The following is a 20,098-nucleotide window of genomic DNA, read 5'->3' as shown; positions in this document are numbered from 1 at the left end:
GGATTTTTCTCTGCAACCGAACCGGCTGTTTGTGTGAAGTGATTCACATCCGCCGTGTCAGTGGGAGCGCATTATAGGGAGTTCGTCGGAAGTAGCAAGCGTTAAAATAGAAAAATCTTATCGACCGCTCATTATTTGAACTTTTCGCGAATTCATCTTCTTACCATTAAAGGCGCAATCCCAGTGTTCATGCGGCCTGCAGCGCAATTTACGCTAAGATCGGTTTTTGGCAAAAATGTGATTTTTCTCTCTTACCCAACGCCATTATCGCGCCGATGGTGAATTAAGCACCACTCTTGACCCACGACAATGCGCCCGCCCGGCCCTCATTTCTATAATCAGGCCCGTTTCTTCTTACTGGTAATAATCGATGGCTTATCAACTCAACATTAACTGGCCCGAGTTTTTAGAAAAATACTGGCAGAAACAGCCGGTGGTATTAAAAAACGCGTTTCCGGACTTCGTCGACCCGATTACTCCGGACGAGCTGGCCGGATTAGCCATGGAGCCGGAAGTCGACAGCCGGCTGGTCAGCCTGAAAAACGGCAAATGGCAGGCCAGCAATGGTCCTTTTGAACATTTCGACGGGCTGGGCGAAACCGGTTGGTCCCTGCTGGCCCAGGCGGTAAACCACTGGCATATGCCGGCCGCCGAGCTGGTGCGCCCGTTCCGCGTACTGCCGGACTGGCGCCTGGACGACCTGATGATCTCCTTCTCCGTCCCCGGCGGCGGTGTCGGCCCGCATATCGATCAGTATGACGTCTTTATTATTCAGGGCATGGGCAGCCGCCGGTGGCGCGTGGGTGACAAGCTGCCGATGCGTCAGTTCTGTCCGCATCCGGCACTGCTGCACGTCGATCCGTTCCCACCGATCATTGATGAAGATCTGCAGCCGGGCGACATCCTCTATATTCCACCGGGATTCCCGCACGACGGCATAACCCAAGAAACCGCCCTGAACTACTCCGTCGGCTTCCGCGGGCCAAACGGCCGCGACCTGATCAGCAGCTTCGCCGACTATGTGCTGGAGAACGATCTCGGCGGCGAGCACTACAGCGATCCGGACCTTACCTGCCGCGAGCATCCGGGCCGGGTTGAAGAGTATGAACTCGAACGTCTGCGCACCATGATGATCGATATGATTCGCCAACCGGAAGACTTCAAGCAGTGGTTCGGCAGTTTCGTCACCACCCCGCGTCACGAGCTGGATATTGCGCCGACGGAACCACCGTATGAAGAAGAGGAAGTGGTCGATGCGCTGCTGGGTGGTGAAAAGCTTTCCCGCCTGAGCGGCCTGCGCGTTCTGCATATCGACGACAGCTTCTTCGTGCATAGCGAACAACTCGACAACACCGATGCCGAAGCGCTGGATGCGCTGTGTCGCTATACCTCATTAGGCCAGGAAGAGCTCGGCAGCGGCCTGCAGAATCCGGCGTTCGTGAGCGAACTGACGCGGCTGATTAATCAGGGCTACTGGTACTTCGAAGAGTAAGAGAGTCGCGATACTGCGGGCAGCCGCCTGGCGCTGCCCGGTTTCTTTTATGACTCATCGTCAGTAAAGAGCTGTTCAATCGATTTGGTCGGATAAAACAGTAAGTTACTATTTTCATCCACGAGCTGTATAAACCCCAGACGAAGATAGAATGCTTTAGCCTTCTCATTAAGGGCTTCAACAAATAATCCGTAGATGCCAACGGCTTTAGACGCTCCCCACACCACTCGCATCGCATGGGCAACCAACATCTCTCCCCAGCCCTGCCCCTGAACAGATTTATCAATGGCCAGCCGCCCGAGGGTTACGCTTGGCGCATTTTGATACGGGATTTTCTTTTGCTGAGTTTTAGACGGCAACATGCCTCGCTCGAAACAACTCCCCGATAAGGTGTAATAACCCAGCAACCTGGGAACGGTATCCCCGGAGACCAGCGCATAACCCCTTAAGATTTGTCCATCGTGCTGCCGCTTGAGGTGCTCTTTTAAAAACGTATTCAGCGCTTCCTCGCCGCAATCAAATCCAGTGATATCGTAGCTGAACGCATCGGCAATCATCTCAATCGTCAGTTGCTGCTCCATTAGCTCTACCTTACCTGGTTTGTAGACGCTTCGCTGCACGTTTCAGTCGATCATTCGGGGCTGGCGGTTGGGTAATCGCCTCCATCACCAGGCTCCATGATTGCTCATTGAGGACCATTCTGCGGTGCTGCTCAATCACTTCCGCAGCACGTTCTGAGGCACTGGCAACCACAAACTGGGTAATCGTCTGATTAGAAATTGCCGCAGCTTCCTCGATGATGCTCTTATCATCATCGGTTAATCTCAAATCTATACGCTGCTTTTTAAGTGCGGGCATACGTTATCTCCGGCCTGTTGCAAACTTCATGTACGGTTATTTTCCGTACATTTAATATAGCGACAGAAAGCCACATACTCAACTATCACTCGCGGATTGCGCCTATTTCGGCAACACTACAATAAACCGCGTCGAGCGCAGATCGGACTGCGCCGCCACGCTGCCGTGGTGGGCTCCGACAATCGATTTCACAATCGCCAGGCCGATGCCGCTGCCCTCCCCTTTGCGCTGGCGCGAGGGGTCGACGCGATAGAAACGGTCAAACAGGCGCGGCAGATGCTCGGCGGCAATCGGCGTACCGGGGTTCTCCACCACCAGGCGTACCGTCTCCGCGCTTTCGCTCAACTGGATGGTCACCGCCTGCCCGGCAGGCGTGTAGCGGATCGCGTTCGACAGCAGGTTGCTGATTGCCCGCCGCAGCATCAGCGGATCGCCAATCACCCGGCAATGGCTACCGACAAAACGCAGCGCCACCGCCTTCTCTTCCGCCCACGCTTCGAAAAACTCAAACACCTTATGCACTTCATCGGCCAGATCCAGCGCCTGTTGCTCAGGGATCAGCTGGTTATTATCCGCCTGAGCGAGGAACAGCATATCGCTAACCATCCGCGACATCCGCGAGAACTCTTCGAGATTGGAATACAACACCTCTTCCAGCTCCTGCGGGCTGCGGCTCTGGCTTAAGGCGATTTCGGTTTGCGTCACCAGGTTGGTAATCGGCGTGCGGATTTCATGGGCGATATCGGCGGAGAAGTTGGACTGGCGGGTAAAGACATCCTCTATGCGCTCCAGCATATGGTTAAACGACAGCGCCAGCCGCTCCAGCTCGACAGGCACCGCCTGCGGGTCAAGGCGCACATCGAGATCCCGCGAGGTAATATTCTGGATCTGGCGACTGATCTGGCGGATCGGCTTATGCCCCTGGTAGACCACAAACAGCACGATGGCGATGATCAGCAGGCTGATTATCGACGCCGCGGAGATCAGCTTCGCTTTCAGCTCATTAATATAGTGCAGGTGAAAATCGATGGATAAGGCCATCAGCAGGTGGTACGCCGGTTTACCGTCCGCCTGCTTGCCCAGCGGCAGCATGATCAACCGCCAGGCGCGGGTTTCCAGTGGATGATTATCGTGCGCCATTGCCCGCGGCTGCGGGTCGGTCCATGAAATCACATTCCCGTCGCGGAGCTGCATCGCCAGCCCCGGCGTACTCAGCATATGGCTGAGATCCGGCCCGTTGGGCGACTGGAAGAGAATATTGCCCTGGCCATCGTCCAGGCAGATGAAGACGTTGGCGTAGCCCGCAATGATATTCCTCACGATCTCCAGCCGTCGCGCTGGCGGGTAGTCAGCGTGGTCGAGGACCGTCTCCAGGGTGGTGCTGAGCTGTCTGAGATCGTGAACGTCGCGCTCTTCAAAGTGGGCCTTCACCGAATGGATCATGATCCAGGTGAAGGCGAAGAAGGCAATGACGGTGGCGAGGCTAATAAAGAAGGTCAGCCGGGTGGCCAGGGAAAAGGGGCGCTTAGCGGCCATCCGGCACCTCAAGCATATAGCCGACGCCGCGCACGGTCTGGATCAGCTTCGGCTCGAAGTCGTTATCAATTTTGGCGCGCAGCCGCTTCACCGCCACGTCAATGGCGTTAGTGTCGCTGTCAAAATTCATATCCCACACCTGCGACGCGATCAGCGAACGGGGCAGCACCTCGCCCTGATGACGCAGGAAGAACTCCAGCAGCGTGAATTCCTTACTGGTCAGGGTGATGCGGGTGGCGCCGCGCGTCACCTTGCGGCTGACCAAATCGACGCTGAGATCGGCCGCCTGAAACTGGCTTTCGACGATGACCGCCGCCCCGCGGCGCAGCAGAGTACGCACCCGCGCCAGCAGCTCCGCAAAGGCGAATGGTTTTACCAGATAGTCGTCAGCGCCCAGCTCCAGCCCCTTCACCCGATGCTCAATGGTGCCCAACGCGGTAAGCAGCAGGATCGGCATGCCTTTCCCGGCGGCGCGCAGCATGCGCACGATATCCCAACCGTTCACATCCGGCAGCATGATGTCGAGGATCAGCAGATCGTAATCGCTGGTCAACGCCAGGTGATAGCCGTTGAGGCCGTTATCGGCCAGGTCGACGACGAAGCCGGCCTCGGTGAGCCCTTTGGTCAGGTACTCTCCGGTTTTCTTCTCATCTTCGACAATCAAAATCTTCACGGCAGGCTCCTTCACGCGCGCTTTGTGCGGGTATTCAATTTTAGAGGAGCGCCTCCGGATAGCAATGAAATATCAGGAAAATGACAGCTTTGTCATTTTCCCGTCACGCCCTGAACAGAGCCCGCTACGTAAAGTAGCCGCCATGGATAAATCGTCGAAACTTCTGCCACCATGCGCTCAATACAGCTACTTACCCTCAGCGTGATATTTGCCTTAACCGGCTGTCTCTCGCTCGCTCCGGACTACCAGCGCCCTGTCGCGCCGGTGCCGCAGCAGTTCTCTCTCAGCCAGAACAAGCTGGTTACTGCGAAAGTGGGCTACCAGGAGACCGGCTGGCGCACCTTTTTCGTCGACCCGCAGGTGAAAAGCCTGATTAGCACCGCGCTGACCAACAACCGCGATCTACGGATGGCGACGCTGAAAGTGCAGGAAGCCCGCGCCCAGTACCGGGTAACCGACGCCGACCGCTACCCGCAGCTTAACGGTGACGGCAGCACCACCTATGGCGGCAAGCTCAAAGGCGACACCACCACCAGCAGCGATTATGCCGCCGGCTTAAACCTCAGCTACGACCTCGATTTCTTTGGCCGGCTGAAAAACCTTAGCGAGGCCGACCGACAGAACTTCTTCGCCAGCGAAGAGGCACGGCGCGCAGTGCATATCCTGTTGATTGCTAACGTTTCACAAAGCTACTTCAACCAGCGGCTGGCGGCAGCGCAGCTGCAGGTGGCCAACGATACCTTACAGAACTATCAGCAGTCTTACGCCTTCGTTGAAAAACAGCTGCTGACCGGGAGCACCACCGTGCTGGCGCTGGAGCAGGCGCGCGGCATGATCGAAAGCACCCGCGCCGATATCGCCAAACGTCAGGGCCAGCTGGCGCAGGCCAATAACGCCCTGCAACTGCTGCTCGGCAGCTATCAACATCTGCCGGACGATAGCGCCAGCAGCGCCGTGGACCTGCAAGGCGTAACCCTGCCGCCATCGCTCTCCTCAGCGATCCTGCTGCAGCGGCCGGATATTTTAGAGGCCGAACACAGCCTGCAAGCGGCCAACGCCAACATCGGCGCCGCGCGGGCGGCCTTCTTCCCGTCGATCACCCTGACCAGCTCGCTCTCCGGCAGCAGCAGCGAACTCTCCAGCCTGTTTAACGCTGGCGGCGCGATGTGGAACTTCATTCCCAAAATCGAACTGCCGATTTTCAACGCCGGGCGTAATCAGGCCAGCCTCGATCTGGCGGAGATCCGCCAGCAGCAGCAGGTGGTCAACTATGAACAAAAAATCCAGTCCGCCTTTAAAGAGGTGGCCGACGCGCTGGCCCTGCGCCAGAGCCTGGCCGATCAAATTGCCGCGCAGGAGCGCTATCTCGCCTCGCTGAATATCACCCTGCAGCGCGCCACTGCGCTCTATCGCCACGGCGCGGTCAGCTATATCGAAGTCCTGAGCGCCCAGCGCGATATTTTCACCACCCGACAAACCCTGCTGGAACTCAACTATTCCCGTCAGGCAAATGAAATCACCCTGTTCACCGCTCTCGGCGGCGGCTGGATGGAATAACCCAAGGAGTCCCGAACATGAATTCACTATCTAAAATCGCCCTGTTCACCCTGCTCTCTGGCGCGGTGTTCGCCGCCCAGGCCGCCGCCCCGCACGCCGGTATGGTGATGCACGAGCAGCCCGCCGCCGCGCAGGCGCAAAGCATCCGCGGCAAAGGCGTCATTAAAGCTATTGATATGGATAACAAAAAAATCACCATCGCCCACGAGGCCATCCCGGCGGTGAACTGGCCGCCGATGACCATGCGCTTCACCATCACCCCGCAGACGCAGCTCAACAATGTGAAGGATGGCGACAGCGTGGACTTCACCTTCGTTCAGCAGGGCAATCTGTCGCTGTTACAGGATATCCGCGCCCAATAACGGCCCGGCGACGGTAGGCCCCCTCAACAACTGAATGGACGACACATGGCATCCCTGACACTGAAAAATACGGCGCTGATCCTCGGCAGCATGCTGATTGGCGGCGCGCTTACCGCGGCGCTGTACGCCAGACTAACGCCGGTCGACGCTGCCGCTCCGGCAGCCGAGCAGCAGCGTAAAGTGCTGTTCTGGTACGACCCGATGTACCCGAACACCCGCTTCGATAAACCGGGTAAATCGCCGTTTATGGATATGGATCTGGTGCCGAAATACGCCGATGAGGAGAGTGCTGCCGCCGGTGCGCCGGGGGTGCGTATCGACCCGACGCAGACCCAGAATCTTGGGGTGAAAACCGCCGCCGTTACCCGCGGGCCGCTGCGCTACGCCCAGACCTTCCCGGCCAACATCAGCTATAACGAGTACCAGTATGTGATTATGCAGGCGCGGGCGGCGGGCTTTATCAATAAAGTCTATCCGTTGACCGTCGGCGACAAAGTGAAACAAGGCACGCCGCTGCTCGAGCTGACCATCCCGGACTGGGTGGAAGCGCAGAGCGAATATCTGCTATTGCAGGAGACCGGGGGCACCGCTACGCAGGTCGAGGGGATCCTCGAGCGTCTACGTCTCGCCGGAATGCCGGACGACGATATCCGCCGCCTGAAAGCCACGCGCAAGATCCAGACCCGCTTCACCCTCAAGGCGCCCATCGACGGGGTGATCACCGCCTTCGATCTGCGCGCCGGAATGAACATCGCTAAAGATAACGTGGTGGCGAAAATTCAGGGCATGGACCCGGTGTGGGTCAGCGTGGCGGTCCCGGAATCCATCGCCTGGCTGATTAAAGACGCCTCGCAGTTCAGCATTCAGGTTCCCGCCTGGCCGGGCAAAACCTTCCGCATCAGCAAATGGACCCTTCTCCCCAGCGTCGATAGCGCCACCCGCACCCTGCAGCTGCGCCTGCAGGTCAACAACCCGGATGAAGCGCTGAAGCCGGGGATGAACGCCTACCTGCAGCTGACCAGCGAAAGCGCCCCGATGCTGCTGATCCCCTCCAAAGCGCTGATCGACAGCGGCAGCGAGCAGCGAGTGATTACCGTGGATAACGAGGGCCGCTTCGTGCCGAAAATCGTGCAGGTATTCCATGAGTCCAATGGCGTCACGGCCATTCGCAGCGGGCTGCAGGAGGGTGAGAAAGTCGTCGCCAGCGGCCTGTTCCTGATCGACTCGGAGGCCAATATCGCCGGCGCGCTGGAGCGCATGCGCGCGCAGGCCCCTGATGCCGCGGCCTCTGCCGCCCACGCGCACTAAGGAACGGAACCATGATTGAATGGATTATCCGCCGCTCGGTGGCCAACCGCTTCCTGGTGATGATGGCGGCGCTGTTTCTCAGCATCTGGGGAACCTGGACCATCATCCACACCCCGGTAGACGCCCTGCCGGATCTCTCTGACGTACAGGTGATCGTCAAAACCCGCTATCCGGGGCAGGCGCCGCAGATCGTCGAAAACCAGGTCACCTGGCCGCTGACCACCACCATGCTGTCGGTCCCCGGCGCCAGAACGGTTCGCGGCTTCTCGCAATTCGGCGACTCCTACGTATACGTGATTTTTGAAGACGGCACCGATCCTTACTGGGCGCGCTCGCGGGTGCTGGAGTATCTCAACCAGGTGCAGGGCAAACTTCCCGCCGGGGTCAGCGCCGAAATGGGCCCGGATGCCACCGGCGTCGGTTGGGTCTTCGAGTACGCGCTGGTCGACCGCAGCGGCAAGCACGACCTCGCCGAACTGCGCTCCCTACAGGACTGGTTCTTAAAATATGAGCTGAAAACCATCCCTAACGTCTCGGAAGTGGCGTCGGTGGGCGGCGTGGTCAAGGAGTATCAGATTGTCGTCGACCCGATGAAGCTGACCCAGTACGGCATCAGTCTCGGCGAAGTGAAATCGGCGCTGGACGCCTCTAACCAGGAGGCGGGCGGCTCTTCCGTCGAACTGGCGGAAGCCGAATATATGGTGCGCGCCAGCGGCTACCTGCAGACGCTCGACGACTTCAAAAATATCGTGCTGAAAACCGGGGATAACGGCGTGCCGGTCTATCTTGGCGACGTCGCGCGGGTGCAGATCGGCCCGGAGATGCGCCGCGGAATCGCCGAGCTTAACGGCGAAGGCGAAGTGGCCGGCGGCGTGGTGATCTTGCGCTCCGGCAAGAACGCCCGCGAGGTGATCTCGGCGGTCAAAGAGAAGCTGGCGTCGCTGCAAAGCAGCCTGCCGGAAGGGGTGGAAGTGGTCACCACCTACGACCGCAGCCAGCTTATCGACCGCGCCATCGACAACCTCAGCTACAAGCTGCTGGAAGAGTTTATCGTCGTCGCCCTGGTCTGCGCCCTGTTCCTGTGGCACGTGCGCTCGGCGCTGGTGGCGATTATCTCGCTACCGCTCGGCCTGTGCTTCGCCTTTATCATGATGCATTTCCAGGGGCTCAACGCCAACATCATGTCGCTGGGCGGGATCGCCATTGCGGTGGGGGCGATGGTCGATGCCGCCATCGTGATGATTGAGAACGCCCATAAGCGGCTGGAGGAGTGGGAGCATCAGCACCCGGGAGAGAAGCTCAGCAACGACACACGCTGGAAAATAATTACCGAGGCCTCGGTGGAGGTCGGCCCGGCGCTGTTTATCAGCCTGCTGATCATCACCCTGTCGTTTATCCCGATTTTCACCCTCGAAGGCCAGGAGGGCAAACTGTTCGGCCCGCTGGCCTTCACCAAAACCTGGTCGATGGCCGGGGCGGCGCTGCTGGCGATCGTGGCGATCCCGATCCTGATGGGCTTCTGGATCCGCGGCAGGATCCCGGCGGAGAACAGCAATCCGCTGAATCGCTTTTTGATCCGCATTTATCACCCGCTGCTGCTGAAGGTGCTGCACTGGCCGAAGACTACCCTGCTGATTGCGCTCCTGTCGATCCTGACGGTTGTCTGGCCGCTTAACCGGGTCGGCGGCGAGTTTCTGCCGCAGATCAACGAGGGCGATCTGCTGTATATGCCGTCCACGCTGCCGGGGATCTCCGCTGCGCAGGCGGCGGATATGCTGCAGAAAACCGATAAGCTGATCATGGCGGTGCCGGAAGTGGCCCGGGTGTTCGGCAAAACCGGCAAGGCCGAGACCGCCACCGACTCGGCGCCGCTGGAGATGGTGGAGACCACCATTCAGCTTAAGCCACAGGATCAGTGGCGGCCGGGGATGACCATGGAGAAGATCGTCGACGAGCTGGATAAAACCGTGCGTCTGCCAGGGCTGGCGAACCTGTGGGTGCCGCCGATCCGCAACCGCATCGACATGCTCTCCACCGGCATCAAGAGCCCGATCGGCATTAAGGTTTCCGGCACTAACCTGGCCGATATCGACGCCATCGCCGGGCAAATTGAAGGGGTGGCGCGCAGCGTGCCGGGAGTCACGTCGGCATTAGCCGAGCGGCTGGTCGGCGGGCGCTACCTCGACATTGATATTCAGCGCGAGAAGGCGGCCCGCTACGGGATGACCGTCGGCGATGTGCAGCTGTTTGTATCGTCCGCCATCGGCGGGGCGATGGTTGGCGAAACGGTAGAGGGCGTCGAGCGCTATCCGATCAACATCCGCTACCCGCAGAGCTATCGCGACAGCCCGGAGACCCTGCGCCAGCTGCCGATCCTCACGCCGCTGAAGCAACAGATCGTCCTCGGCGACGTGGCTGAGGTGAAAGTGGTCACCGGACCATCGATGCTGAAGACCGAGAACGCCCGCCCGACCAGTTGGATCTACATCGACGCCCGCGACCGCGACATGGTGTCGGTAGTGCACGATCTGCAGCAGGCCATCGGCAAGGAGGTGAAGCTGAAGCCGGGCATCAGTGTGTCCTACTCCGGGCAGTTTGAGCTGCTGGAGCGCGCCAATCAGAAGCTGAAGCTGATGGTGCCGATGACGCTGATGATTATCTTCGTGCTGCTGTATCTGGCGTTCCGCCGCGTCGGCGAAGCACTGCTGATTATCACCAGCGTGCCGTTCGCCCTTGTGGGCGGGATCTGGTTCCTCTACTGGATGGGGTTCCATCTGTCGGTGGCCACCGGGACCGGCTTTATCGCCCTTGCCGGGGTGGCGGCAGAATTTGGCGTGGTGATGCTGATGTACCTGCGCCATGCCATCGAGGCGGAGCCATCGCTGGAGAATCCGCAGACTTTCAGCGTCGATAAGCTCGACGAGGCGCTATACCAGGGGGCGGTGCTGCGCGTGCGGCCGAAGGCGATGACCGTGGCGGTGATTATCGCCGGCCTGCTGCCGATTTTATGGGGCACCGGCGCCGGTTCGGAAGTCATGAGCCGTATCGCCGCGCCGATGATTGGCGGGATGATCACCGCCCCGCTGCTGTCGCTGTTTATCATTCCGGCGGCGTATAAGCTGATGTGGCTGTATCGGCATCGGGGCAAGCGTAGCCAATAGCCCGCCGCGTTTACGCCGGTCCGGGAAATTGGCTATAGTGGCGCCATTCTTCTGGCCGGCGTGAACGTCCCTATGAATCTGAACCTGGTATGTTATTCCCTGCTGCTGCTCACCGCCGTGGGCAGCGCCCTGCTGCCCTACCCGCTGGCGATGTGGTTTTTACTGAGCAGCCTTCTGACATGGCTTATCTATGGCGCCGACAAGCTGGCGGCGCGCAAAGCCTGGCGCCGGGTGCCGGAAACCACGCTGCTGGTGCTGGGCCTGGCGGGAGGCTGGCCGGGGGCCATCCTCGGCCAGCAGTGCTTTCGCCATAAAACGCAAAAGCAGCCCTTCCGGACGCGGTTTTTCATCAGCGTAGCGCTCAACGTGGCGGCGCTGGCCGGGCTGTACGTGGTTTATACCTATCTGCTCAGCCGCTAAGCGGCGAGGCTAGCGCGGCGTCTGGCGGATCCACACCAGGCGATCGACGTCAAAGCCCAGCTCGCGCGCGGTATTCAGGTAATCCTGCTTCACCGCCGCCGGAATGGTGGGGGTGCGCGACAGGATCCACAGATAGTCACGGTTGGGGCCGCTGACCAGCGCGTACTGGTAGTCGTCGTCCAGGCGGATCACGTTATAGCCGCCGTAGAATGGCCCGAAGAACGACACCTTCAGCGCCGCGGTGGTGGGGGCGCCGGTGAAATAGGCTTTCCCGTCGCTCTCATTCCAGCGTTTTTTGACCGGGTCATAACCGCGGTTGACGACGCTGATCCCCCCATCGCTGCGGGCGCCGTAGGTGGCGGTCACCTGCTCCAGGCCTCGCTCGAAGCGATTCTCCAGGCGAGCGACCTCATACCATTTTCCGAGGTAACGGCTGGCGTCAAACCCGCTAATCGGCTGAACGCCTTTCGGCGGCGTGGGCGATTTACAGGCCACCAGGGTTAACGCGATAGCGACGCCGGTGACAACAGGCCATAGCTTCATGAGAACTCCTTTCATTTACGCGGTTGGGGAAAGTGTAGTGCAAAGCCACTACACTTCACGCCAGCCGTCGTGATTCGTAGTATATTGAGAATATTCTTTGTTAACAGGTGGCCTCCATGCCTTACTCCATCGGCGAATTTGCCCGACTATGCGGGATAAATGCGACCACGCTTCGCGCCTGGCAGCGCCGCTACGGCCTGCTTAAGCCGCTGCGCACCGATGGTGGACACCGTCTGTACAGCGATGACGACGTCCAGCAGGCGCTGAAGATCCTCGACTGGGTGAAAAAAGGGGTGCCGGTCAGCCAGGTGAAACCCCTGCTGTCGCGCCCCGGCGCGCGGCGCACCAATAACTGGTTGACGCTGCAGGAGACCATGCTGCAGCGGCTGAAAGAGGGAAAAATCGAGTCCCTGCGCCAGCTGATCTACGATGCCGGGCGCGAATATCCGCGCCAGGAGCTGGTGACCGAGGTGCTGCGTCCGCTGCGCAGCCAGGTCTCCGCCAACGTACCGGCCATCATGACCCTGCGCGAAATCCTCGACGGCATCATCATCGCCTACACCTCGTTTTGCCTCGAAGGCGACAAGAAGGCGCCCGGGGATAACTTTCTGATCACCGGCTGGCACCTGACCGACGCCTGCGAAATCTGGCTTGAGGCGCTCAAACGTACCGGCCAGGGCCATCGCATCGACGTCCTGCCGGTGCCTCCCGCCGCCCTGGCGCCGGAGATTTTTCCCCAGCGCAACTGGCTGCTGGTCACCAGCGGCAAACTCTCCGCTGCCCGCCAGAGGCAGGTCGAACTCTGGCAGCAGCAGGTCGTCTCCCTCGAGGTGATCCCGCTCTAACCCCCTGTTTTCACTTACCTCCACGCTCTGTTCCGCCAGCACCCGGTGGCGCGGCGGGCTCACGCTTGCCCTTTGCGCCACCCGCGACTTTCACTCCTTAAAACACCAATCATAACAACATGATTTTTAACACAAATAAAATATATTTTTCTACAAACTTGGACAAATAATTTTATTTGTGTAAGTTTTAAGTATGCCATTACGCTACCGTATCTAGCCAGGATGTGATCCATGAGCACCTCGCCGTCCGTGATTCGTCGTTTCGTTGAGTACTACGCCGGGCTGGATGCACAGCCGCCCGCGGCGCTGGCCACGCTGTACCATCCGGACGCGACGCTGAGCGATCCTTTTGGTCAGCATCAGGGGCTGTTCGCCATTCAGCGCTACTTTACCCATCTGCTGGCCAACGTGGAGCAGTGCCGGTTCACCATCGACACGCCGCTTTGCGACGGCCAGCGGTTCGCCGTGACCTGGACCATGCACTGGTCGCATCCGCGCATTGCCGGCGGAGAAACCCTGGCCCTGCCGGGCTGCTCGGTGGTGGACATCGCCGGGGAGCAGGTTCTCCATCAGCGCGACTACTACGACGCCGGGGAGATGATCTACGAGCATCTTCCCCTGCTGGGCTGGGCGGTGCGCGGCGTGAAGCGGAGGGTGCGCTCATGATGACGGTGCTCATCACCGGCGCCAGCTCCGGGATCGGCGCCGGCCTGGCGAAATCCTTCGCGGCGGATGGCCATCTGGTCATCGCCTGCGGGCGCGATGCGTCGCGCCTGGCAGCGCTCCAGCAGCTCAGCCCCAACATCAGCGTACGCCTGTTCGATATGACAGACAGGGACGCCTGTCGCCAGGCGCTGACAGGCTGTTTTGCCGACCTGATCATTCTCTGCGCCGGGACCTGCGAATACCTCGACCACGGACAGGTGGATGCCGCCCTCGTGGAGCGGGTGATGGCCACCAACTTCCTCGGGCCGGTGAACTGCCTGGCGGCGCTGCAGACGCAGCTGGAGGCTGGCGATCGGGTGGTGCTGGTCAGCTCCATGGCGCACTGGCTGCCCTTCCCGCGCGCGGAAGCCTATGGCGCCTCCAAGGCGGCGCTGACCTGGTTTGCCAATAGCCTGCGTCTGGACTGGGAGCCGAAAGGGGTCGCCGTCACGGTGGTCTCTCCGGGCTTCGTCGACACCCCGCTGACGCGCAAAAACGACTTCGCCATGCCCGGCCGGGTGAGCGTGGATCGGGCGGTGGCGGCGATCCGCCACGGTCTGGCGAAGGGCAAAAACCACATCGCCTTCCCCACCGGTTTCAGCCTGGCCCTGCGGCTGCTGGCCAGTCTGCCATCGGGTATCCAGCGCCTGCTGTTGCGCAGGATGGTGCGCTCATGAACATCGCCATCATCGGCAGCGGCATCGCCGGGCTGACCTGCGCCTGGCGACTGGCCGGACACCATCAGGTAACGCTGTTCGAAGCGGGCGCCACGCCGGGCGGCCACACCGCCACCGTGGATGTCGCCACGCCGCAGGGCACCTGGGCCATCGATACCGGATTTATCGTCTACAACGATCGCACCTATCCGCGCTTTATGGGCCTGCTCAGCGAGCTGGGGATCGGCGGGCAAAAAACGCAGATGAGCTTCTCGGTCCACAACCCGACCAGCGGCCTGGAGTACAACGGCCACAGCCTGACCTCGCTCTTCGCCCAGCGGCGCAATCTGCTGAAGCCGGCCTTCTGGGGACTGCTGAGCGAGATCGTCCGCTTCAACCGCCTGGCGAAACTGGCGCTGACCGAGGCGCTGGATCCAGGCGCGACGCTGGAGAGCTTCCTCACCCGCCACCGCTTCAGCCCCTTCTTCGCCCGCCACTATATTCTGCCGATGGGGGCGGCCATCTGGTCGTCGTCGCTGCAGGAGATGCGCCGCTTCCCGCTGCCGCTGTTTTTGCGCTTCTTTGAAAACCACGGTCTGCTGGATATTCGCGATCGTCCGCAATGGTACGTGGTGCCCGGCGGTTCCCGGGAATACGTCCGCGCCCTGCTCGCCAGGCTCGGCGATCGCCTGGACCTGCGGCTCAACGCGCCGGTGCAGCAGGTGGAGCGCCACCCGGCGGGAGTTATCCTGCGGCTGGCGTCCGGGGAGGCGCATTTTGACCAGGTGATCTTCGCCTGCCACTCCGCGCAGGCGCTGGCGATGCTGGCGGCGCCCACCGACGCCGAGCGTGAGGTGCTGGGGGATATCGGCTGGCAGCGCAACGAGGTGGTGCTGCACAGCGATCCGCGCTGGCTGCCGGAGCGCCAGCGCGCCTGGGCCAGCTGGAACTATCGCCTGAGCGACGGGGATTTGGCCCGGGCCTGCGTCACCTACAACATGAATATTCTCCAGGGGCTGCCTGCGGGCGCCCCCCTGTTCTGCGTCACCCTGAACCCGGACGCGCCGGTGGACGATCGCTATGTCTGGCAGCGCTTCGTCTATGAGCATCCGCTGTTTAACCCGCAAAGCTGGTCGGCCCAGCTGCGGCGCGAAGAGATTAACGGCCAGCAGCGGAGCTGGTACTGCGGGGCCTACTGGTACAACGGCTTTCATGAGGACGGGGTGCGCAGCGCGCTCGACGTGGTACAGGGCATCGCCGCGGCGGAGGGCAAGTGATATGAACAGCTGCCTCTATCAGGGCGTCCTGCGCCACCGTCGCCTGCAGCCGAAGGCGCACCACTTCGTCTACCGCCTGTTTATGACCTGGCTCGACCTCGACGAACTGGACAGGCTGCCTGAGGCGGGCATCCGCCGCAACCGCCTGGCCGCCGCCGCCTGGTACGACGCCGATTATCCGCTGGGCGCGCCGCTGAAGGCCCAGGTGCTGAACCGGCTGGAGAGCCTGACCGGCTGCCGCCCGGCGGGACGCGTGATGCTCCTGACCCAGCTGCGCTACTTCGGCTTCCATTTTAATCCGGTCAACTTTTACTACTGCTATGACGAGGCCGACACCCTGCGCTGGGTGCTGGCCGAAGTGCGTAACACGCCGTGGAATGAGCGTCATTACTACGCGGTGGACGGCCAGCAGGCGCGCCCGCTGGAGAAAGCCTTTCACGTTTCGCCATTTAACCCGATGGACATGGTCTATCACTGGCGCTTCAACGCGCCCGGCAAAACGCTGCACATGCATATTGAAAACCATCAGGCCAGCAAGGTGTTCGACGCCACCCTGGCCCTGAGCCGCGTGCCGTTGACCCGCGCCAACCTGCGCGGGCTGCTGCTGCGTCTGCCGCTGATGACCCTGAAAACCGTCCTCGCGATCTACTGGCAGGCGCTGCGGCTGTGGCTGAAGCGCGTGCCGCTGTACAACCATCCTGTCAGCAGGAGTGAACGCTCATGACCGATCCCGTCTTTGCGCTTGAACCCGATGTGCCGCGCAACGTGCGGCTCGCGCGCTGGCTGCTCTTTCGTCTGCTGAGCGGCCTCCGCGAAGGCTCGCTCACCGTGCGCGAAGGGGCACAGACTTTTCATTTTGGCGACCCCGCCGCCGCGCTGCGCGCCGAGGCGCGGGTCTGCACGCCGGAGGTGTACTGGCGTCTGCTGACCGGCGGCAGCCTGGCGGCGGCCGAGGCCTGGATGGACGGCGACTGGGAGAGCCACCAGCTGACGGCGCTGCTGCAGATCCTCGCGCGCAACGGCAAGGTGCTGGGGCGTCTGGAGCGCGGCTTTCGTCTGCTGGGCAAGCCCGTCGCCCGCCTGCGCCACTGGACCCGCCGCAACACCCGCGCCCAGGCGCGGGAGAACATCGCCGCCCATTACGACCTCGGCAACGAATTTTACGCCCACTTTCTGGATGAGGACCTGCTCTACTCCAGCGCGCTGTTTACCGATGACCAGCAGGATCTGACCCAGGCCCAGCGGGCCAAGATGGCGCGTCTGTGCGACCAGCTGGCGCTCAACCCCGGCGATCATCTGCTGGAGATTGGTACCGGCTGGGGAGCGCTGGCCGAGTACGCCGCCCGCCATTACGGCTGCCGGGTCACCACTACCACCCTTTCCCGGGAACAGCACCGCTGGGCTACCGAGCGCATGGCCCGCGCCGGGCTGCAGGATCGCGTCGAGGTGCTGCTCTGCGACTACCGCGATCTGCGCGGCGAGTACGACAAACTGGTGTCGGTGGAGATGATTGAGGCGGTGGGCCAGCGCTACCTGCCGGCCTTCTTCCGCACCTGCCAGGCGCGCCTGCGTCCGGGCGGCAGAATGGCCCTGCAGGCGATCACCATCCAGGATCAGCGCTATCGCGACTACAGCAAAAGCGTCGATTTTATCCAGCGCTACATCTTCCCCGGCGGCTTTTTGCCCAGCATCACCGCGATGAGCGAGCTGATGACCCGCCATACCGATTTTGTGGTGCGCAACCTGTTCGACATGGGCCCGGACTACGCCCGCACCCTGGCGCACTGGCGGCAGCGTTTTACCCACGCCTGGCAGGATATTGAAAAGCTCGGCTTTGATGAGCGCTTCCGCCGGATGTGGCTCTACTACTTCGGCTACTGCGAAGCCGGATTTAACGCCCGCACCATCAGCGTGGTGCAGCTCACCGCGGAGCGGGTATGACACGCCCGGCGCAGTACCTGCTGATGGCCCTCGCGTTCGATGTTTACTGGACGCTGGTGGTGATGTTGCGCGAGCGCGGTCTGCTGATCTGGCTGACGCTGGCCCTCTTCGCCTGGCTGCGGCTGCCGGCGGCCAGCCGTCCGCCCGCCCTGCTGTTGGCCGCGGCGGGCTGCGGCCTGGACGCCTGCTGGGCGCTGGCGGGGCTGATCGATTTTCGCGGCGACAGCCTGCTGCCCCTGTGGATGGTGGCCCTGTGGCTGATGTTCGCCGTCGTCTGGACCCGACTGACCCGCACCACGACGCTTCCCGGCTGGGTGCTGGCCGCGGCCGCCACCGTCGGCGGCCCGGTGGCCTACCTGCTCGGCGCGCGCCTCGGAGCCATGACCCTGCTGGTGCCGATGGCGCTTGCCGTGGCCGCCATGGCCTGCGGCTGGCTGGTGCTCATGCTGTTATTCCATCTGGGGATGGGGAGGCGAAAATGAGATTCGCGCTGTTACTGCTGTGGCTGACCACCCTTGCCCCGGCGGCACACGCCGCCGACTGGCTGACGTGGCGCCGCGTCGGCGAGGCGACCCTCACCTGGGGGCCGTTCACCGTCTATCACTCGCAGCTGCGCACACCCAATGGCCGGTATGACGGCCCGCAGCAGGATCGGGCGCTGATCATCACCTACCAGCGCGATATCGATCGCGAGGCGCTGGTGGAGGCCACCCGCGACCAGTGGCAGGCGCAGGGCATTCTGCAACAGGAGCCGCGCAGCGAAGCCTGGCTGCGCATGCTGCAGGGGATCTGGCCGGACGTCGCGCCGGGCAGCCAGCTGGCGTTCGTGGACAGCGGCAGCGAGGGACAGTTCTGGTACCGCGCCAGCGCCGCGCAGACCGCCTTTACCCCGCTCGGCCCGCGCCAGTCGGCGGCATTCAGCACCCGCTTTCTCGCCATCTGGCTCGATCCGCGCACCACTTATCCCGAACTGCGTCAGCAGTTGATCGGAGGTACACCATGAAACGCATTCTGACCCTTGGCCTGGCGCTGCTGATGCTGATCCTCGCCGGCTGCAGCACCGAGGTCACGGAGTACCGGCAGCAGCAGCCCGCCCTCGACATTTTCCACTATTTTCAGGGCCGAACCGAGGCGTGGGGGATGGTGCAGGATCGCAGCGGCAAGCAGCTGCGCCGCTTCCATGTAGCGATCGATGGCGACGTCGTCGGCGACACCCTGACGCTCCATGAGCGCTTTGTCTATGACGATGGCGAGAAGCAGCAGCGGGTGTGGCGCATTCGCCGCACCGGCGATAACCGTTATCAGGGCACCGCCGGGGACATCGAAGGCGTGGCCAGCGGCCAGGCGGCAGGCAATGCCTTTCACTGGCGCTACAGCATGAACGTCGAAGCCAGCGGCAGCCGGTGGCTGCTGCACTTTGACGACTGGATGTTCCTGCAGGATGGCAGCCATTTGTTTAACAAAACCGAGATGAAGAAATTCGGCATTACGGTCGCCACCGTGACCCTTTTCTTTACCCGAACCACAGCAGAAGAGAGGACAGCGCCATGAACACGCAACCTGTCATTGGGATCAGCGGATGTTTAACCGGCTCAGCCGTGCGATTCGACGGCGGGCATAAGCGTATGGGCTTTGTGATGGATGAGCTCGCGCAGTGGGTGGCGTTTAAACCCGTCTGCCCGGAGATGGCGATCGGCCTGCCCGTTCCCCGCCCGGCGCTCCGCCTGGTGCAGACCCCGGTCGGGGAGATCCGCATGCGCTTCAGCCACGCCCCGCACGAGGATGTGACGGAGAAGATGGCTGATTTCGCCAGCGCCCACCTCGCAACCCTGGGCGAGCTGTCGGGCTTTATCGTCTGCGCCAAATCGCCGAGCTGCGGAATGGAGCGCGTGCGGTTGTACGATGAAAAAGGCAATCGCGGGCGTAAGGAAGGCGTGGGGCTGTTTACCGGTGCCCTGATGGCGCGCTACCCGTGGCTGCCGGTGGAAGAGGATGGCCGGCTGCACGATCCGCTGCTGCGGGAGAATTTTGTCGAGCGCGTTTTCGCCCTGCATGAACTCAACGCCCTGCGCGCCCGCGGCCTGACGCGCCACAGCCTGCTGGCCTTTCACAGCCGCTACAAGCTGCAGCTGCTGGCTCACCACCAGGCAGGCTACCGGGAGATCGGCCCGTTCGTCGCCTCGCTGCATGAATGGGAGGATCTGGAGGCGTTCTTCGAGGTTTACCGCGAGAAGCTGATGGCGATCCTCAAGCAGCCCGCCTCGCGGAAAAACCACACCAACGTGCTGATGCATATTCAGGGTTATTTCCGCGACCAGCTAAACAGCCGCCAGCGCGGCGAGCTGCGGGAGGTGATCCTCAACTATCGCGCCGGGCTGCTGCCGATCCTCGCCCCGCTGACGCTGCTTAAGCACTATCTGGCCGAGTATCCGGATCGCTACCTGCAGGCGCAGAACTATTTTGACCCCTACCCGCAGGATCTGGCCCTGCGCCTGACGGTGAACTGAAGGGGGATGGGCCAGCTGCCCGGCGGCGCTGCGCTTGCGCGGGCCTGGGGGTGTGAGCCTGCGGGAAGGAACGTAGGCCGGATAAGGCATTTATGCCGCCATCCGGCACTACCGCAGGTATGGAGCCTGACCGCCCGGCGGCGCTGCGCTTGCCGGTCCTGGGGGGAGCCCGCAGGAAGGAACGTAGGCCGGATAAGGCATGTATGCCGCCATCCGGCATAAATGGAGCGCATCAGTTGTAGCCCGGCTAAGCGTAG

General features: G+C 61.7%; 21 protein-coding genes. 16 read left to right on the top strand and 5 right to left on the bottom strand.

Going from position 1 to position 20,098, the window contains the following annotated elements:
- Window positions 1-370: 370 nt before the first annotated feature.
- On the top strand, window positions 371-1,492 hold the full coding sequence (locus KHQ26_RS25840) for a cupin domain-containing protein (protein WP_020804439.1): 1,122 nt from the start codon (window positions 371-373) through the stop codon (window positions 1,490-1,492).
- 47 nt (window positions 1,493-1,539) lie between these two features.
- On the opposite strand, the gene kacT is transcribed toward KHQ26_RS25840, so the two are convergent.
- The 4 genes from kacT to cusR form a co-directional block, all read right to left on the bottom strand.
- Entirely contained in the window at window positions 1,540-2,073 is a 534-nt protein-coding gene (kacT, locus tag KHQ26_RS25835) for a type II toxin-antitoxin system toxin KacT (RefSeq protein ID WP_004178461.1), read from the bottom strand.
- A gap of 10 nt (window positions 2,074-2,083) precedes the next feature.
- Entirely contained in the window at window positions 2,084-2,350 is a 267-nt protein-coding gene (gene kacA, locus KHQ26_RS25830; RefSeq protein WP_002887278.1) for a type II toxin-antitoxin system antitoxin KacA, read from the bottom strand.
- A gap of 102 nt (window positions 2,351-2,452) precedes the next feature.
- Window positions 2,453-3,886, bottom strand: coding sequence for a Cu(+)/Ag(+) sensor histidine kinase (locus tag KHQ26_RS25825; protein ID WP_020804438.1), 1,434 nt, complete (start codon window positions 3,884-3,886; stop codon window positions 2,453-2,455).
- Window positions 3,876-4,559, bottom strand: coding sequence for a copper response regulator transcription factor CusR (gene cusR, locus KHQ26_RS25820; RefSeq protein ID WP_020804437.1), 684 nt, complete (start codon window positions 4,557-4,559; stop codon window positions 3,876-3,878). The genes KHQ26_RS25825 and cusR overlap by 11 nt, the downstream gene beginning before the upstream one ends.
- Before the next feature lie 171 nt (window positions 4,560-4,730).
- On the opposite strand from cusR, the gene KHQ26_RS25815 reads away from it, so the two are divergent.
- From KHQ26_RS25815 to KHQ26_RS25795, 5 genes are all read left to right on the top strand, one after another.
- Window positions 4,731-6,116: an efflux transporter outer membrane subunit gene (locus tag KHQ26_RS25815; protein WP_020804440.1), complete on the top strand. Its 1,386-nt coding sequence runs from the start codon at window positions 4,731-4,733 to the stop codon at window positions 6,114-6,116.
- A 17-nt stretch (window positions 6,117-6,133) separates the two neighbouring features.
- Window positions 6,134-6,478, top strand: a complete 345-nt coding sequence (cusF, locus tag KHQ26_RS25810; RefSeq protein ID WP_002887266.1) for a cation efflux system protein CusF — start codon at window positions 6,134-6,136, stop codon at window positions 6,476-6,478.
- Window positions 6,479-6,523: 45 nt separating this feature from the next.
- On the top strand, window positions 6,524-7,786 hold the full coding sequence (locus tag KHQ26_RS25805) for an efflux RND transporter periplasmic adaptor subunit (protein WP_002887265.1): 1,263 nt from the start codon (window positions 6,524-6,526) through the stop codon (window positions 7,784-7,786).
- An 11-nt stretch (window positions 7,787-7,797) separates the two neighbouring features.
- Window positions 7,798-10,947, top strand: a complete 3,150-nt coding sequence (locus KHQ26_RS25800) for a CusA/CzcA family heavy metal efflux RND transporter (RefSeq protein WP_002887262.1) — start codon at window positions 7,798-7,800, stop codon at window positions 10,945-10,947.
- Between the two features lie 72 nt (window positions 10,948-11,019).
- Window positions 11,020-11,367, top strand: coding sequence for a DUF1294 domain-containing protein (locus KHQ26_RS25795; protein ID WP_002887261.1), 348 nt, complete (start codon window positions 11,020-11,022; stop codon window positions 11,365-11,367).
- A 9-nt stretch (window positions 11,368-11,376) separates the two neighbouring features.
- Here the strand turns inward: KHQ26_RS25795 and KHQ26_RS25790 are convergent, their stop codons facing one another.
- A complete protein-coding gene (locus tag KHQ26_RS25790; RefSeq protein WP_002887259.1) occupies window positions 11,377-11,910 on the bottom strand; it encodes a lipocalin family protein in 534 nt (177 codons plus the stop codon).
- 116 nt (window positions 11,911-12,026) lie between these two features.
- Between KHQ26_RS25790 and KHQ26_RS25785 the strand changes: the two genes are divergently transcribed.
- The 10 genes from KHQ26_RS25785 (at window position 12,027) to KHQ26_RS25740 (ending at window position 19,841) form a co-directional block, all read left to right on the top strand.
- Window positions 12,027-12,755 (top strand): MerR family transcriptional regulator, encoded by a 729-nt coding sequence (locus KHQ26_RS25785; protein ID WP_002887258.1) that lies wholly within the window; start codon window positions 12,027-12,029, stop codon window positions 12,753-12,755.
- A 231-nt stretch (window positions 12,756-12,986) separates the two neighbouring features.
- Window positions 12,987-13,421, top strand: a complete 435-nt coding sequence (locus tag KHQ26_RS25780; protein WP_002887256.1) for a nuclear transport factor 2 family protein — start codon at window positions 12,987-12,989, stop codon at window positions 13,419-13,421.
- Window positions 13,418-14,137 carry an SDR family NAD(P)-dependent oxidoreductase gene (locus KHQ26_RS25775; RefSeq protein WP_004152218.1) on the top strand — a complete coding sequence of 240 codons (720 nt, stop codon included), beginning with the start codon at window positions 13,418-13,420 and terminating at the stop codon, window positions 14,135-14,137. Before KHQ26_RS25780 ends, KHQ26_RS25775 begins: the two co-directional genes overlap by 4 nt.
- Entirely contained in the window at window positions 14,134-15,393 is a 1,260-nt protein-coding gene (locus KHQ26_RS25770; RefSeq protein ID WP_004152217.1) for an NAD(P)/FAD-dependent oxidoreductase, read from the top strand. The genes KHQ26_RS25775 and KHQ26_RS25770 overlap by 4 nt, the downstream gene beginning before the upstream one ends.
- Window position 15,394: 1 nt before the next feature.
- Window positions 15,395-16,117: a DUF1365 domain-containing protein gene (locus tag KHQ26_RS25765; protein ID WP_002887251.1), complete on the top strand. Its 723-nt coding sequence runs from the start codon at window positions 15,395-15,397 to the stop codon at window positions 16,115-16,117.
- Window positions 16,114-17,334 (top strand): SAM-dependent methyltransferase, encoded by a 1,221-nt coding sequence (locus KHQ26_RS25760; RefSeq protein WP_004152216.1) that lies wholly within the window; start codon window positions 16,114-16,116, stop codon window positions 17,332-17,334. The genes KHQ26_RS25765 and KHQ26_RS25760 overlap by 4 nt, the downstream gene beginning before the upstream one ends.
- The gene (locus KHQ26_RS25755; RefSeq protein WP_004152215.1) at window positions 17,331-17,816 is read left to right on the top strand and encodes a DUF2878 domain-containing protein; all 486 of its coding nucleotides are present in this window, start codon (window positions 17,331-17,333) and stop codon (window positions 17,814-17,816) included. The genes KHQ26_RS25760 and KHQ26_RS25755 overlap by 4 nt, the downstream gene beginning before the upstream one ends.
- Window positions 17,813-18,337, top strand: coding sequence for a hypothetical protein (locus KHQ26_RS25750; protein WP_004152214.1), 525 nt, complete (start codon window positions 17,813-17,815; stop codon window positions 18,335-18,337). Before KHQ26_RS25755 ends, KHQ26_RS25750 begins: the two co-directional genes overlap by 4 nt.
- Window positions 18,334-18,885 carry a DUF3833 domain-containing protein gene (locus KHQ26_RS25745; RefSeq protein ID WP_002887163.1) on the top strand — a complete coding sequence of 184 codons (552 nt, stop codon included), beginning with the start codon at window positions 18,334-18,336 and terminating at the stop codon, window positions 18,883-18,885. Before KHQ26_RS25750 ends, KHQ26_RS25745 begins: the two co-directional genes overlap by 4 nt.
- Window positions 18,882-19,841: a YbgA family protein gene (locus KHQ26_RS25740; RefSeq protein WP_004152213.1), complete on the top strand. Its 960-nt coding sequence runs from the start codon at window positions 18,882-18,884 to the stop codon at window positions 19,839-19,841. The genes KHQ26_RS25745 and KHQ26_RS25740 overlap by 4 nt, the downstream gene beginning before the upstream one ends.
- The last annotated feature ends 257 nt before the right edge of the window (window positions 19,842-20,098 follow it).

Source organism: Klebsiella sp. 10 (genome assembly GCF_018223925.1).
GTDB classification, from domain to species: domain Bacteria; phylum Pseudomonadota; class Gammaproteobacteria; order Enterobacterales; family Enterobacteriaceae; genus Klebsiella; species Klebsiella pneumoniae.
The sequence above is the reverse complement of the archived record's forward strand: the minus strand, read 5'-3'. Positions and strand labels throughout refer to the sequence as shown.

Excerpts from the sequence above, each read along its gene's own strand:
- KHQ26_RS25740 (WP_004152213.1), top strand. The coding sequence starts at position 18,882 with ATGAACACGCAACCTGTCATTGGGATCAGCGGATGTTTAACCGGCTCA.
- KHQ26_RS25805 (WP_002887265.1), top strand. The coding sequence starts at position 6,524 with ATGGCATCCCTGACACTGAAAAATACGGCGCTGATCCTCGGCAGCATG.
- KHQ26_RS25840 (WP_020804439.1), top strand. The coding sequence starts at position 371 with ATGGCTTATCAACTCAACATTAACTGGCCCGAGTTTTTAGAAAAATAC.
- KHQ26_RS25825 (WP_020804438.1), bottom strand. The coding sequence starts at position 3,886 with ATGGCCGCTAAGCGCCCCTTTTCCCTGGCCACCCGGCTGACCTTCTTT.
- KHQ26_RS25755 (WP_004152215.1), top strand. The coding sequence starts at position 17,331 with ATGACACGCCCGGCGCAGTACCTGCTGATGGCCCTCGCGTTCGATGTT.
- KHQ26_RS25785 (WP_002887258.1), top strand. The coding sequence starts at position 12,027 with ATGCCTTACTCCATCGGCGAATTTGCCCGACTATGCGGGATAAATGCG.
- KHQ26_RS25795 (WP_002887261.1), top strand. The coding sequence starts at position 11,020 with ATGAATCTGAACCTGGTATGTTATTCCCTGCTGCTGCTCACCGCCGTG.
- kacA (WP_002887278.1), bottom strand. The coding sequence starts at position 2,350 with ATGCCCGCACTTAAAAAGCAGCGTATAGATTTGAGATTAACCGATGAT.
- kacT (WP_004178461.1), bottom strand. The coding sequence starts at position 2,073 with ATGGAGCAGCAACTGACGATTGAGATGATTGCCGATGCGTTCAGCTAC.
- KHQ26_RS25765 (WP_002887251.1), top strand. The coding sequence starts at position 15,395 with ATGAACAGCTGCCTCTATCAGGGCGTCCTGCGCCACCGTCGCCTGCAG.
- KHQ26_RS25745 (WP_002887163.1), top strand. The coding sequence starts at position 18,334 with ATGAAACGCATTCTGACCCTTGGCCTGGCGCTGCTGATGCTGATCCTC.
- KHQ26_RS25775 (WP_004152218.1), top strand. The coding sequence starts at position 13,418 with ATGATGACGGTGCTCATCACCGGCGCCAGCTCCGGGATCGGCGCCGGC.
- KHQ26_RS25800 (WP_002887262.1), top strand. The coding sequence starts at position 7,798 with ATGATTGAATGGATTATCCGCCGCTCGGTGGCCAACCGCTTCCTGGTG.
- cusF (WP_002887266.1), top strand. The coding sequence starts at position 6,134 with ATGAATTCACTATCTAAAATCGCCCTGTTCACCCTGCTCTCTGGCGCG.
- KHQ26_RS25780 (WP_002887256.1), top strand. The coding sequence starts at position 12,987 with ATGAGCACCTCGCCGTCCGTGATTCGTCGTTTCGTTGAGTACTACGCC.
- KHQ26_RS25790 (WP_002887259.1), bottom strand. The coding sequence starts at position 11,910 with ATGAAGCTATGGCCTGTTGTCACCGGCGTCGCTATCGCGTTAACCCTG.
- KHQ26_RS25750 (WP_004152214.1), top strand. The coding sequence starts at position 17,813 with ATGAGATTCGCGCTGTTACTGCTGTGGCTGACCACCCTTGCCCCGGCG.
- KHQ26_RS25760 (WP_004152216.1), top strand. The coding sequence starts at position 16,114 with ATGACCGATCCCGTCTTTGCGCTTGAACCCGATGTGCCGCGCAACGTG.
- KHQ26_RS25815 (WP_020804440.1), top strand. The coding sequence starts at position 4,731 with ATGCGCTCAATACAGCTACTTACCCTCAGCGTGATATTTGCCTTAACC.
- KHQ26_RS25770 (WP_004152217.1), top strand. The coding sequence starts at position 14,134 with ATGAACATCGCCATCATCGGCAGCGGCATCGCCGGGCTGACCTGCGCC.